Source organism: Comamonas jiangduensis, from assembly GCF_030162955.1.
GTDB lineage: Bacteria > Pseudomonadota > Gammaproteobacteria > Burkholderiales > Burkholderiaceae_C > Comamonas > Comamonas jiangduensis.
This window is the reverse complement of the sequence record NZ_JARXOV010000002.1, coordinates 287,357-300,918: the sequence shown is the minus strand read 5'-3', so window position 1 is coordinate 300,918 and position 13,562 is coordinate 287,357. Positions and strand designations below refer to the sequence as shown.

Sequence of the window (13,562 nt, the reverse complement as noted above, 5' to 3'; positions counted from 1 at the left end):
CGTTTTCTGGTAGTGGCATGTCGAGCAATGCTCGCGACGGCACATGATCGCGAGTATCGGGAAAGCCTCCACAATATATGCAACCGTTAATGAGACGGCTGTCAGCGAGGTCCTTAAGTTGTTCCATGAATACCTAAACTAAATAAATCTAGATGACATGCAATATGCACTTCTAGTTTCATTCAATACTGCCACTCTGACCCCACCGCCACAACCTATTAAGAATCTTCACACAGCCCGCTCAGCGGGCTTTTTTGCGTCCGCGCGGAGGCTGCGCTACACTCCTCCCCGTCACGCCAGTAAAGCGTGATCGGGTTTAGCAGCCTGAAGCAATCTCGCGGTGATAACAAAGCCGCACCTCGTTTCCGCAGTTGTGCGGCTTTGTCGTCTGTGGCCCCAGTTTTCTGGTGGCTCGGAGGGGGAGCCGCAAGGCTCGCCGGTTTGCCGCGAGGTTGCCCGGTCTGCTAACCCCTTCGAGTCACCGCCATTTGGCTAGCAGCAAGGCGGTGGTTGTAGCAAACATGCAACCTTCGGAGGCCACTATGGCTAACACTCCTAGCAACCGCGCATCAGCGCTGTCTTTTCGTTCCACCACATTCGAAATCGTTGACCAGCACGGCCAACACTGGCTCAAAGCCAGCGACCTTGCGCGTGCTTTGGGCTACGCACGTGAGGATGCGGTCAGCCGCATCTACGAGCGCAACGCTTCCGAATTCCACAAAGGCATGACCCAGACCGTCAATTTGACGGTCTCGCAAAACAACGGTCAGTTGCAGCGTGAAACCCGAATCTTCAGCCTGCGCGGCGCGCACCTGCTGGCCATGTTTGCCCGCACATCGGTGGCCAAAGAATTCCGCACCTGGGTGCTCGATGTGCTGGAGCAGCAAACCGCCAACCACGGCCAGCCACCGGAAACCACCAGCCGCATCGATCTGGCCCGCCAACTGGCACACGCCGCCACGGCGCAGGTGTATCAGGCGGTGTTTGATGCGGTGCTTAAAGATGGTGAGCCGCCCCACTTCACCCGCCTGCTGCTGGGCTTTACGGGCAACAGCCACGAGTTGCGGCCACACGTGCAGGCGCTGGAGGTTGGCTCTATCGCCATGACGCTGCCACAGCTGGCCAAGGCCATTCGCACCGACTTGATGGTGCCCGACACCACGCTGGCCCACCTTGCCGCCGCCTGCACCACCCGCATGGCCGAGCGCGCCGAGGCGCAGGCCCGCTACGCTGCCGCCCCAGCGGGCATTACCCAAGGCAACTTGCAACTGCGCCAGGCAAAGCATTAATTTTGATAGCTGCTAGCGCTTGCTGTATAAGCGCTAGAGCCACTTTTTAACAACAAAGCCCGCTGTATGCGGGCTTTTTGTTGGGGCAGAAAACCGCTGTGCCAATCAGCAGTTGCCTTTTTTGGCCTGACCGGGTGGGCAGAAACCACCATGACCGCCGCCATGCCCGGGGTCAACCACCACCGAGCCGCTGGGCGTGTACACCGCGCAACCTGTCAGCACGGCGGCAAGCAAAGCCAATCCGATGAGTTTTTTCATTTTCTTTGTGGGAGTTAAAAGATGACCAAGTGTAAAAGCGGCGCCTGCAACAAAGCTTATGCAAGGGTAACAAAGCAGTTCACACCTCGCCCTATCCAGCCCACCCGGTGCATGCCGCGTGGGCTTTTTCTTTGGAGCCTGACATGTGCACCTGCATGAGCCGCAGAGCAAGAACACGGCGCGACCGCCGCGCACCTATCCCAGATTTTGATGAACCACAGCCCCGCTAAGCCGGGGCTTTTTTAAAGGGTGAACCATGAGTCTGCACCTCACAGAAGCTGAAGTGAATGAGCTGTGCGCACCATTAAAGCAGCGGGCAGCACAACAACGTTTTATTGAACACGTGCTTGGTATTCCGGTATTGGGCAAACGCCCTGATGGCTTGCCCCTTGTGGGCAGAAGCGCAGCAGAACAGCGTTTAAATAACAAGCAGCCAGTATCCAACCCAGGTGGCTTTAAATGGAGTAAGTAATGGGACGACGACGCGAACGCGCTTCTGGCTTTGGCCTCCTGCCACGCATGGAGGCCCGCCCGCGCAAAGATGGGAAAGTAACGTACCGCTACCACCCGGTTGGTGGAAAGCCAATCAATCTCGGCACCGACCGAGAAAAAGCCATTCGCCAAGTCCTGGGTGTGAACGCAGAGGCACACCACCAAGGAACAATTCGCGAACTGTGGGGGCTGTATCAGAAGACGCAAAAGTGGTCTGACCTCAAGCCGCGCACGCAAAGCGACTATCGGCAGTACAGCATGAAGTTGCTGGAGGTGATGGGGGATGTGCCAGCTGCAATCATCAGGCCGACGGACGTGGCGCGCTATCTCAGGGTTGAGCGGGCTGAAGCGCCCGTGCGCGGGAATCGTGAAATTGCACTGCTATCGAACCTGTTGACGCTGGCGATTGAGCGTGGCGAGATTGATGCGAACCCTTGCAAGCAGGTCAAAAAGAATAGCGAAAGGCCACGCACGGAAGCGCCAGAGCCCGAAGCGTTGCAGAATTTTTTGGATTGGCTTTTCAGGTCGGGGCCCGCTCGGCGCATGCTGGCGCTTATGGCGGAGTTTGCAGCGCTTGCAGGCTCACGTCGCGCGGAGTTTCTTGAACTTCAGATTCCGCAGATCGACATGCAAGCTGGTGTCATCCGGCTGATGCGCGCCAAGCAGCATGGGGGCAGCAAGAAAGTAGAGAACATCGTCATGGGACCGGCGATGGAATGTCTAGCCAGGCGCTTGCTAGCGCTACCCCGCCCCGACACTTCTATGCATGTGTTTCTGAACCAGCAGGGCAATCCGCTCACGGAATCAGGGTTCACAACAGGCTGGCAACGCGCAATGGTTGCAGCACTGCAAGAAGGCGTAATCCAACGCAGATTCACCTTCCACGACCTGCGGGCTTACTACACCACGCAGTTCAAAGAGCAGCACGGCAATCTGCCAGAACTGCACGCAAACACGGCAACTACAGCCCGTGTCTACGATCGATCCAAGATCGCCAAGAGAGCATCTTTGAAATGATGCATATTCCCACCGTGGGAATAAAACGAGAAAGGCGCTACAACTAAAATAGCTGTAGCGCCTTGAATTCTCTGGTGGGTCCTGCGAGATTCGAACTCGCGACCAACGGATTAAAAGTCCGCTGCTCTACCGACTGAGCTAAAGACCCAACCTGCTAGCTAAATAATGTATCTAACTAGCGAATGCATGAATTGTAGCATCGATTTTTTTGCGTTTTTAGCAAAACGTGCTATTTTTTCGAGTTGATCGCAATTTGATCCAGAACCCAACCTGCGGCACAGTGCCCAAAGGTGGCTGTCACAGCGACACTAGAGCCGTATCCGCTGCAATTCAAACTGCCATCGCTGTTTTGTAACTGACATGAAGCATCAGGCTGCGACACCGCTTCCCGGCTAAATACGGTGGTCACCCCAATCTTCCTGCCTTCTTTGGGCGCATTAAATTCTTTGCGCAGCCGATAGCGCAACTGCGCCAGAAGTGGATCATGTGTTGTCTGCGATAAATCATTCACTTCAACTTTGTGCGCAAAACGCTTGCCACCCGCGGCTCCCACAGCGATAAATAAGCGTTTATTACGACGCGCCCACTGTGCCATTGACAGCTTAGCCTTGACTTGATCACATGCATCAATCACAGCATCCACACCAGCGGGGAGAATCTTGGGCCAATTTTCCGGATCCACAAAATCCTCAATACAGTGAACTATGCATGCGGGATTGATCTGCGAGATGCGCTCGCGCATAGCATCGACCTTGGCCTTGCCCACAGTATCTGTAAGTGCGTGAATTTGTCGATTGATATTGGATTCAGCCACATTGTCCAAATCAATCAGGGTCAAAGTGCCTACGCCGCTGCGCGCCAAAGCCTCGGCACTCCAAGACCCTACGCCGCCGATCCCTACCACGGCCACATGAGCAGCACGAATACGTGCTGCCCCTTCTACGCCATACAAGCGCTCCAACCCACCAAAGCGACGCTGCAAATCCACGTCCATAAAAAAACCATCGCTGGCAGAGCCGGCGATGGCATTGCTTACATTCTCAGTAGAGGTCATTACTTCAAACGTTGTAGGCGATCTTTCGCCGTCGTTGCGGCCTCCGTTCCCGGATAGGCCTTCACCAAATCTTGCAGCGTTTTGACTGCACCCTTGGTGTCCTTCAATTCAAGCTGACAGTTCGCAATCGAAAGTGATGCATCTGCAGCGCGTGCATGCTGCGGAGCAGCCTTGAGCATGGAGCGGAAATTGGCTATTGCTTCCTTATAATCACGACCTGCGTATTGCGTGTTACCCAGCCAAAAGCGCGCAGAAGGCATATAGCCACTGTTTGGATACGTGTTCACAAAGTTTGCAAATTCCTTGCGAGCCTCTGCGAAGTCACCAGCGCGGAATTTCTCCAGCGCAGCTTCGTAATCACGCTTTTCCGCAGGATCTGCAACAAACTCCAAGCCATCTACCTGCACCTGTGCAGGCTCAAACTTGCGCAGGCGGTCGTCCATGCCTGCTGCCAAATCTTTTTGGCGACGCTGCAGTTCAGCGACCTCTCGCTCCAACTGTTCCTTCGCGCCGGTCAACTGTGCCATTTCACGGCGCATGGTTTCAATTTGCGCTTGCAAATCCAACATGCTGCGACGCATTTGAGCCGCTTCTCCAGCACTGCTGTCAAAGCGTTGACGCAGCTCCAAAATAGCGCGGCGAGCTTCCGCATCTTCCAAAAAGGCGTGTGCAGGATGAACAAATGCCGCGCACAGGCCTGCGACAGCCAATGCACGGCAGCTCATCCGCAAAATTCCATTGCGAACGTTCATGCTTTAACGGTAAGAGATTTCAGCGCGACGGTTCTGCGAGTATGCAGATTCGTTGCTGCCAGCAGCAGCAGGCTTTTCTTCACCAAAGCTCACCGCTTCTACCTGGTTGTCGCTCACACCCAGCAGGGTCAAAGAGCGGCGAACGGCTTCAGCACGCTTTTGGCCCAAAGCCAAGTTGTACTCACGGCCACCGCGCTCGTCGGTGTGACCTTCGATAGTCACCTTGCGCGAAGCATCAGCCTTGATGAAACGCGCATTGGCGTCCACCAGACCTTGGGCATCGGGCTTGACCACAAAGCTGTCAAAGTCAAAGTAAACCACACGGCCCACACCCTTGGGGCCACCATCTGCGTCGATTTGCGAACCGGTCAGGTCCACACCAGCCACACCGCTGGCAGCGCCAGAGGTGTTAGCGCCGCCGTTAGCAGCAGCGGAGTTTTCATCCAGCTTCACGCCAGAAGAGCAGCCAGCCAACAAGGCTGCTACAGACAATGCGATAGAAACACGCTTAAACGTAATCATTAAATTCTCCTTGCCTAGGTATGCTAGGTCACTAATAGAACGCGAGCCGCTCACAAAGGTTTACGTAAATTTAATATTTTTGATAAGGACCCCAGTCGGGCTCTCGGATTTCGCCGCTTTGCCCTGCCAGACGTGCTTTGATCTTGCCGTCCAAAGTTGTCGTCATCAGCGCTTCACGCCCACCTTGCTTGGTGGCATATGCAATCAGACGACTGTTCGGCGCAAAGCTGGGGCTTTCATCATCCGAGGTCTCTGTCACAGCAGTGGCTGTACCAGTTTCCAGATCCATCACGTACAGCTTGAAGCCTCCACCCACGCGGGAAATATAGGCCAGCCAGCGGCCGTCGGGGCTCACCGAAGGTGAGATGTTGTAGTTACCCGAGAAGGTCACGCGTTGTGCATTGCCACCCGAAGCAGAGACTTTATAGATTTGTGGCGAGCCACCACGGTCGCTGACAAAGTAAATCGTCTTGCCGTCAGCAGAGAATGCGGGCTCGGTATCAATGCCATTACTTTGTGTCAGCCGCGTGGGCTGACCGCCTTGCGAGCTGATGCGGTAGAGCTGTGAGAGCCCATCACGCGTCAGGGTAACGGCCAAAGAGTTTCCGTCTGGCGACCATGCAGGCGCACTGTTGGAGCCCTTGAAGTTCGCAACCAAACGGCGGCGGCCACTGGCCACCTCGTGCACATACACCACGGGTTTGCGCGCTTCAAACGACACATAAGCCAGCTCACCACCATTGGGCGACCAAGCGGGAGAGATGATGGGCTCAGTGCTTGAGAGTGCAGACTGCGCATTCTCACCATCCGCGTCGGCCACCCACAGCACGTAGCGCTTGCCGGCCTTGGTTACATAGGCAATACGGGTCGAGAAAACCCCGCGTTCTCCCGTGAGTTTTTCGTAGACAAAGTCCGCAATGCGGTGCGCCACCAGACGCAAATCTGCGGGAGCCACGGCAAACCCCTGCCCCCCGAGGTCTTGGGTCTTGACCACATCCCACAACCGGAAACGCACGTCAAAGCGGCCATCCGCCAAGCGTGTGACACTGCCCGTTACCAGCGCATCTGCAGCACGCTGGCGCCACAGCGCCATATCGGGACGAGAGGTTTCATCCAGTTTCTCACCTGCGGCATCAATGTTGCGGAACTGCCCACTGCGCTCCAAGTCCGCACGAATAATCTGCGAAATCTTTTGGGGAGCGCCGTCTTCGCCGCGAAAAGCGGGCAGAGCAATCGGAAGCTGGGTAAGGCCAACGCCTGTGACTTCCACACGAAATTGCGCCAAAGCGGGCAATACCGGTGTGGCGGCCATGGCCGCGAGCAAAGTACGACGGGAGGCAAACGGCAAAGCCGCTTGGATAGAAGATAGTTGGGATTGGTGTTCAGTATTCATGCGCAGCCAATATGTGCCGGAAGATAGAAGATGCTCCGGGTACGCCCTAGGATGTTACACACACTTCTCAACGTCTGACCGGATAGCCGCTGTGTCAATATGTATAACAGAGGTTGATACGGGCACGTAAAATCAACCCCCACATGCAAACCACAGATAAAAACATCCGCATGGCGGCCCCCGCCACGACAGAACTTACTTTACGCCAGCGCTTGATGCGCGTTGCGCCCTACTTTGGCAACCAGCGTCTTGCATGGAGCTTGGCGATCCTAGCAACGCTGGTGGGCGCTATCACTGAGCCTCTGATTCCGGCTTTGCTACAACCTCTGCTAGACAATGGTTTTACTGAGGGATCGCTGAACCTGTGGATGGTTCCGCTTTTCATCATTGGTTTATTTTTTATCCGTGGTATTGCGCAGTTTACTGGGCAATACGCGCTCTCTCGCATTGCGAACGAAGGAATGCTGCGCCTGCGCAAAGATCTCTTTGAGCGCGTACAAGTAGCTCGAATGGATTTGTTCTCCAAACAATCTGCCAGTGCCTTGTCCAACACCGTGGTCTACGAAGTGCAAACCGGCGCCACCCAATTGGTACAAGCCTTCCTGGCCATTTCGCGCGATGGTTTCACGCTCATTGCCTTGCTGGGGTATTTGCTGTATCTGAATTGGCAGCTGACTTTGGTCGTCGCCTTTATCGTCCCAGCCGTTGGCTGGATCATGAAAACGCTGTCAAAGCGTTTGTATCGCATCACCAAAAGCAGTCAGCAATCGACCGACGCATTGGCATATGTTGTCGAAGAAAATGTACTTGCGCACCGTGTGGTACGGCTGCATGGCGCTCAGCAAGCCCAAGCTGCGCGTTTTGGGGATTTGAGCCGCCAATTACGCAAACTCAACATCAAGTCCACCATTGCTTCAGCAGCCATGACCCCCACTACCCAGCTCATGGCTGCAGTGGCGCTGTCTGCAGTGATTTGCATAGCCTTGTGGCAAGGCCGCAGTGAAAACGTGACGGTTGGCAGCTTTGTTGCCTTCATCAGCGCAATGCTGATGCTGATTGCCCCGCTACGCCGCATGGCGGACGTCGCCAACCCCATCACTCGTGGCGTTGCCGCACTGGAGCGCGGCTTGGCTTTGATGGAAGACAGCGATGCAGAGCAAAGCGGCTCCAAGCGCCCCGTCAAGGTGCAAGGCCATATTGAGCTGCGCAACCTCAGCGTGTCTTTTGGCGATGACAAGGCTCCCGCGCTGGACGGCGTGAACTTACAGGTGCGCCCTGGTGAAGTACTCGCCTTGGTCGGCCCCTCGGGTGCGGGCAAGACCACCTTGGTGAACTTGCTGCCGCGTTTTATCAATCCCACATCCGGTGAAATTTGCATGGATGGTGTGCCGCTGCAGGACTGGGATCTGAACTATCTGCGCCAGCAATTTGCCATGGTCAGCCAGGATGTGGTGATGTTCAACGACACCGTGGCCGCGAACGTGGCCCTGGGTGCCGAGGTGGATGAAGCGCGTGTGTGGGCAAGCTTAGAAGCAGCCAACCTCGCCGATCATGTACGCCTCATGCCGCAAGGCATTCACACCGAGGTGGGCCACAACGCAGTGGAGCTGTCTGGTGGCCAGCGCCAGCGCCTGGCGATTGCACGCGCTTTGTACAAAGACGCGCCTGTGCTGATTTTGGACGAAGCGACTTCCGCACTCGACACCGAATCCGAGCGTCTGGTGCAGCAAGCACTGCAAACGCTGATGCAAGGCCGCACCACTTTGGTGATTGCACACCGCCTGTCCACCATTGAGCACGCGGACCGTGTGGTGGTGATGGAGCGGGGCCACATTGCCGAGCAAGGCACACACGCTGAGCTGCTGGCCATGAATGGCTTGTACGCACGCCTGCAGGCACACACAGGCAGCCAGCCTTAAAAAACATAGCGCCCAGCGCTTGCCTAAAGCCGGTTTCCAATACATTGTTGATTGGAAGTGGCTCTAAGCAAGCGCTAGGCGCTACTTTTTTCTCGATGAGTTGCACGCAAACCTGCACCTTCGTGCAGCGCATGCTGGGCGCTTACCAGCTGGCCTTGGAGCGGCGGGTGGCCTGGTAGGCTTGCTCCAGTATTTGCACCATAAAGGCGCGGTCTGAGCGGCGCGCAAAGTCCACTGCGCTCAGCCCCAACTCGTTGCGCGCTTGCACATCGGCGCCAGCGTCCAGCAGCAGCTGAACCATGGCTTGTGAACCGTATTGCGCCGCCAACATCAGTGGTGTGCTCTTGTTGGGAGATTCGGCATCAATGTACGCATGCTGATCGAGCAGCAGCTGGGCAATGGCCGTGCTGTGCTCGGTGTCTGCACTGGCGGCATAGTGCAACGGTGTCCAGCCCGGATGGTTCACGCGTGCGCCCAGTGCCAGCAATTGCTTGACCACATCGATATGCCCTTTGATGCAGGCATGCATCAACGCCGTCTCCCCCGCCGGGCTGGCAGCATTGATATGGATACCGGGTGCTTTGATCAGCTCTTGCGCTACCCGCAGTGATTCCAGTTGCATGGCCTTCACCAGCGCAGGTCGGCCACGCTCATCCACGCTATTGGGGTCTACGCCCTGCTGCAGCAACTTGCGCACCTGCACGAAGTTGTCGCGAATGATGGCGGTCTGCAAATCGGCAGCCGCATCTGCATGCGCCAGCGGCCATCCAGCGGCAGCGAAAATACCCATGCCCAGCGACTGCAACAGGACTCGTCGGTTCATCCGTTCACCACCTCTTTAAACAAACGGTCAAAGTTCTCGCTGGTCAGTTGCGCCACGGCTTCCACGGTCATACCCCGCACCTGCGCCACCTGCTGGGCCACAAACGGCACATAGGCTGGGCTGTTGGTTTTGCCGCGGTAAGGCACCGGGGCCAAATACGGGCTGTCCGTTTCAATCAAGATGCGATCTGCGGGCACAAAGGCTGCCACATCACGCAAGTATTGGGCACTCTTGAACGTCACGATGCCAGAAAACGAGATGTAAAAGCCCAGGTCCAGCGCTTGTTTGGCTACGTCCATGCTTTCGGTAAAGCAATGAAACACGCCGCCTGCACTGCCGGTGCTGCCGTCTTCACCCTCTTCTTTCAGAATACGGATGGTGTCTTCGTGCGCCGCGCGGGTATGGATCACCAAAGGCTTGCCGCATTGCTGGGCGGCGCGGATGTGCGTGCGAAAGCGCTCACGCTGCCATTCCATATCGGCCACGGTGCGGCCACCCTTGCGGTCTTCCATGCCGTAGTAGTCCAAGCCCGTCTCACCAATGCCCACCACGCGGGGCAGTGCGGCACGCTCTACCAAGTCTTGCACGCTGGGCTCTGTCATGTGCTCGGTATCGGGGTGCACCCCCACCGTACACCACAGGTTGTCATAGCGCAGGGCCAAGGCATGCACATCCGGAAATTCTTCCATCGTGCAGGAGATGACCATGGCGCGCGTCACCTGGGCCTGTGCCATGGCCTCTTGAATGGCGGGCAAGTTGGCAGACAGCTGCGGAAAGTTCAAATGGCAGTGGGAATCGGTAAACATTCGCAATCAATCGTACAAAAATAATGCCGGCCTTGGTGCACCCCAAGCCGGCATTGCAAGAAAACCGTGGCTGGCCTACAGCGTTTGCGTGGGTCTTTCCGAAGCAATCGCAGTACCCAAAATCTGCTCAATTTTGGCTTTGAGTTGCTGCGACTTTTCGTCCTTGGGAAAACGCACACCAATACCTTGTGTGCGGTTGCCACCAGCACCGGCGGGCGTCACCCAGCCCACCTTGCCAGCAATCGGGTAGCGCTGCGTGTCTTCCGGCAGGGTCAGCAGCACATACACATCATCACCCAGGCGGAACTCGCGCGAGGTCGCCACAAAGATACCGCCTTCAGCAAACAAAGGAATGTATGCAGCGTACAAAGCCCCTTTTTCTTTGAGGGCCAGTTGCAAAACACTGGGGCGAGGAGGTGGCGTCTGCGTGCTCATGGATATCGTGGAAGTCGCTTTAATGCTTGGAGTGTAGGACTGTGCGCGCCTGCGCCACAAGGGCCTCCGTCATCAAACCCGCATTAAATGGATGCTCCGCCGTGCGTGCTTCCTGTGCGAGCGATTTGGCCCAGCGTGCCAAGATCATTGCCGAAGGCGCTGGGGGCAGGTCTTGGACCGCGAAATAACGTGGCCCGCTGCCCTGGGCGACGCACATCAGGTCGTGACAGAGCTTTTGCAACCATTGCACCACCTCGGGTGGCGCCATATCAGCAAAGATGCTCACATCACCCGCAGCCACGGCCTTGGGCAAGCGCTGAAAGACGTCCAACCCTTTGCCCGCTTGCGCCATCGCCAAGGCATCCAGCGGCCTGCCACCCGCCGCTCTGAGCCAAGCCTGCGCAGCTTCTGCCGCCAGGCCTTGCTGCTGCAGCCACTGCAACATGTCGGGCTCTGCAGGCCATGCCATGGTGTGGGCCAAGCAACGGCTGCGAATCGTTGGCAACAACTGGTGCGCAGCTTCTGTCGCCAAAATAAAACGCACGTCCCCCGGTGGCTCTTCCAGCGTTTTGAGCAAGGCATTGGCCGTGATGGCGTTCATCTGCTCTGCCGGGTAGACCAGCACCGCCTTGCCGCGCCCACGGCCACTGGTGCGCTGGGTGAATTCCACGGCATCACGCATGGCATCCACCCGAATTTCTTTGCTGGGCTTGCGTTTTTTATCGTCAATCTCGGACTGTGCCTTCTCACTCAAAGGCCAGCCACGCTCCAGCATGTCGACCTCCGGCATCAGCACACACAAATCCGCATGGGCATGCACATCAATGCTGTGGCAGCTGGCGCAGTGGCCGCAAGCGCCCTGCTGCGTGGGCTGCTCACACAGCCACGCACGCACCATGGCCATGCCCAGCTCAAACTGCCCCATGCCCGACGGGCCTTGCAACAACCACGCATGCCCGCGCTGGGCCAACAAGGCCTGGCGCTGCTGCGCAAGCCACGGAGCCAACAGACCCCCAATGGACGCGCTCACGCTGCGGCCCCTGAGGCCTGCTGCAAATAGCCGCGTTGCTGCAGCACCTGGGCCACTTGCTGCCACACTGCTTCACGAGGCTGGTGCGCATCAATGCGTGCAAATCGTTGGGGAGCCTCTTCACAGCGGCGTGCATAGCCAGCCGCCACTGCCGCGAAAAACTCTTGGGGCTGCGCCTCAAAACGGTCTGGCACACGCGCTGTAGCCAGTCGCTGCGCTGCCACTTCGGCGGGCAAGTCGAACCAGATGGTCAAATCAGGTTCTCGCATGAAATCTGGCTCTAGCGCGCATCCAGTCTGCGCCATGCGCTCTAGTATTTGCAGCTTATTCCAGTCAAAACCACGGCCCGCTCCTTGGTAGGCAAAAGTGGCATCAGTAAAACGATCACTCACCACCACCTCTGCACGCGCCAGCGCTGGCTCAATCACCTGCACCAAATGGTCGCGGCGTGCAGCAAACACCAGCAAGGCTTCGGTCAGGGGGTCCATGGCATCGTGCAACAGCAATTGCCGCAGTTTCTCCGCCAAGGGCGTACCGCCCGGCTCACGCGTCAAGGTCACGGAGCGGCCAGCATCGCGAAAGGCTTGCGCCAAGGCTTCAATGTGCGAGGACTTGCCCGCGCCATCAATGCCTTCAAAGCTGATGAACAAGCCGGTCATGGGTGTCTGCTTCAAAACAAAATCTCTATCTACAAGTTCTGCCGTGTACGGCCAAGGTGTTCAGCACCATGCTCAATTGCCACCCCGGATATAGCGGTTGACCGCCCGGTTGTGCTCATCCAAATTCGGGCTGAAGTGGCTACTGCCGTCGCCACGCGCTACAAAATAATAAGCCTTGGTCGGCTCTGGGCGCACCGCAGCCAGCAAAGACGCTTTGCCGGGCATCGCAATCGGCGTGGGTGGCAAACCCGCCCGTGTATAGGTATTCCACGGGGTATCGGTTTGCAGATCTTTGCGCCGAATGTTGCCATCAAAGGACTCGCCCATGCCATAAATCACCGAAGGGTCGGTTTGCAGCCGCATGCCTGCACGCAAGCGATTGGCAAACACCCCGGCGATCTGCCCCCGGTCGCTGGCGCGGCCGGTTTCTTTCTCCACAATGCTGGCCAAAATCAATGCCTCGTAGGGTGACTTCAGCGGTGTGTCCGCACTGCGCTGCTCCCACATCTCGTCCAAACGGCGCTCCATGGCATGCAAAGCGCGGCGCAGCACTGCCAATTCACTGCTGCCTTTGGCATAGGTGTAGGTGTCCGGAAAGAACATGCCTTCAGCGGCAACGCCGGGTTTGCCCAAAGCAACCATGATGTCTGCTTCGCTCATGGCCACCGTGTCGTGCTTGAGGAATTCGTCCTTGGCAATCAAGGCCCGCATCTGCCGGAAGGTCCACCCCTCCACAAACGTGATGGCACGCAAGCTTTCTTCACCGCGCACCAGCTTTTGCAGCAGGCTGCGCGGCGTGGTGCCCGCCGTCAACTCATAGTTGCCAGCGCGTATTTGGCGATCTTGTTGGGAGAGGCGAAACCAGTAATACAGCAGCCGGGCATCGGTCTGCACCCCCGCTTGCACCACGGCCTGCGCTACGCCACGCGGGGAAGTGCCGGGCTCAATCTCCAGCTCCAGAGTCTGTGCAGACATGCGCAGCGGCTGACCCAGCCACCATGCCGCAGCCCCACCTGCCAGGGCGGCCAATGCAGCCAAAAATAACAGCACCATCAAAAAACGTCGCACAACCTTTTGCATCCTCTGATAAAGAGCGGGGATCATAATTCACCC

At 57.2% G+C, this 13,562-nt stretch carries 15 protein-coding genes and 1 tRNA gene; 4 read left to right on the top strand and 12 right to left on the bottom strand.

The features are described from left to right. Positions 1-542 precede the first annotated feature (542 nt). On the top strand, positions 543-1,289 hold the full coding sequence (locus QEP12_RS02885; protein ID WP_219164443.1) for a BRO-N domain-containing protein: 747 nt from the start codon (positions 543-545) through the stop codon (positions 1,287-1,289). Positions 1,290-1,394: 105 nt separating this feature from the next. On the opposite strand, the gene QEP12_RS02880 is transcribed toward QEP12_RS02885, so the two are convergent. Further along, positions 1,395-1,547 (bottom strand): lipoprotein, encoded by a 153-nt coding sequence (locus QEP12_RS02880; protein ID WP_174864122.1) that lies wholly within the window; start codon positions 1,545-1,547, stop codon positions 1,395-1,397. Between the two features lie 256 nt (positions 1,548-1,803). Between QEP12_RS02880 and QEP12_RS02875 the strand changes: the two genes are divergently transcribed. Further along, positions 1,804-2,019 carry a hypothetical protein gene (locus tag QEP12_RS02875; RefSeq protein ID WP_219164442.1) on the top strand — a complete coding sequence of 72 codons (216 nt, stop codon included), beginning with the start codon at positions 1,804-1,806 and terminating at the stop codon, positions 2,017-2,019. Beyond that, entirely contained in the window at positions 2,019-3,056 is a 1,038-nt protein-coding gene (locus tag QEP12_RS02870) for a tyrosine-type recombinase/integrase (RefSeq protein ID WP_219164441.1), read from the top strand. Before QEP12_RS02875 ends, QEP12_RS02870 begins: the two co-directional genes overlap by 1 nt. Positions 3,057-3,128: 72 nt before the next feature. On the opposite strand, the gene QEP12_RS02865 is transcribed toward QEP12_RS02870, so the two are convergent. The 5 genes from QEP12_RS02865 to tolB all read right to left on the bottom strand — a co-directional run bounded on the left by QEP12_RS02865 (position 3,129) and on the right by tolB (position 6,777). Next, positions 3,129-3,204 (bottom strand) — tRNA-Lys (locus QEP12_RS02865). A gap of 81 nt (positions 3,205-3,285) precedes the next feature. Then, a complete protein-coding gene (locus tag QEP12_RS02860; protein ID WP_246254276.1) occupies positions 3,286-4,050 on the bottom strand; it encodes a tRNA threonylcarbamoyladenosine dehydratase in 765 nt (254 codons plus the stop codon). A 59-nt stretch (positions 4,051-4,109) separates the two neighbouring features. After that, the gene (ybgF, locus tag QEP12_RS02855; protein WP_219164426.1) at positions 4,110-4,862 is read right to left on the bottom strand and encodes a tol-pal system protein YbgF; all 753 of its coding nucleotides are present in this window, start codon (positions 4,860-4,862) and stop codon (positions 4,110-4,112) included. Between the two features lie 3 nt (positions 4,863-4,865). Further along, positions 4,866-5,384, bottom strand: a complete 519-nt coding sequence (pal, locus tag QEP12_RS02850; protein ID WP_174863229.1) for a peptidoglycan-associated lipoprotein Pal — start codon at positions 5,382-5,384, stop codon at positions 4,866-4,868. A 70-nt stretch (positions 5,385-5,454) separates the two neighbouring features. Next, positions 5,455-6,777, bottom strand: a complete 1,323-nt coding sequence (gene tolB, locus QEP12_RS02845; protein ID WP_174863228.1) for a Tol-Pal system beta propeller repeat protein TolB — start codon at positions 6,775-6,777, stop codon at positions 5,455-5,457. Between the two features lie 143 nt (positions 6,778-6,920). Here tolB and msbA point away from each other — a divergent pair, with 143 nt between their 5' ends. After that, entirely contained in the window at positions 6,921-8,696 is a 1,776-nt protein-coding gene (gene msbA, locus QEP12_RS02840; protein ID WP_174864171.1) for a lipid A export permease/ATP-binding protein MsbA, read from the top strand. A gap of 142 nt (positions 8,697-8,838) precedes the next feature. Here the strand turns inward: msbA and QEP12_RS02835 are convergent, their stop codons facing one another. From QEP12_RS02835 to mltG, 6 genes are all read right to left on the bottom strand, one after another. Beyond that, positions 8,839-9,519 (bottom strand): ankyrin repeat domain-containing protein, encoded by a 681-nt coding sequence (locus QEP12_RS02835; protein ID WP_284213294.1) that lies wholly within the window; start codon positions 9,517-9,519, stop codon positions 8,839-8,841. Next, positions 9,516-10,325, bottom strand: coding sequence for a TatD family hydrolase (locus QEP12_RS02830; protein WP_174863610.1), 810 nt, complete (start codon positions 10,323-10,325; stop codon positions 9,516-9,518). The genes QEP12_RS02835 and QEP12_RS02830 overlap by 4 nt, the downstream gene beginning before the upstream one ends. Before the next feature lie 75 nt (positions 10,326-10,400). Next, positions 10,401-10,760: a PilZ domain-containing protein gene (locus QEP12_RS02825; protein ID WP_219164422.1), complete on the bottom strand. Its 360-nt coding sequence runs from the start codon at positions 10,758-10,760 to the stop codon at positions 10,401-10,403. Between the two features lie 19 nt (positions 10,761-10,779). Further along, a complete protein-coding gene (gene holB / locus QEP12_RS02820) occupies positions 10,780-11,790 on the bottom strand; it encodes a DNA polymerase III subunit delta' (protein ID WP_284213293.1) in 1,011 nt (336 codons plus the stop codon). Further along, positions 11,787-12,449, bottom strand: a complete 663-nt coding sequence (tmk, locus tag QEP12_RS02815; protein WP_284213292.1) for a dTMP kinase — start codon at positions 12,447-12,449, stop codon at positions 11,787-11,789. The genes holB and tmk overlap by 4 nt, the downstream gene beginning before the upstream one ends. 72 nt (positions 12,450-12,521) lie before the next feature. Then, positions 12,522-13,529: an endolytic transglycosylase MltG gene (gene mltG, locus QEP12_RS02810; protein ID WP_431308051.1), complete on the bottom strand. Its 1,008-nt coding sequence runs from the start codon at positions 13,527-13,529 to the stop codon at positions 12,522-12,524. Between the last annotated feature and the right edge of the window lie 33 nt (positions 13,530-13,562).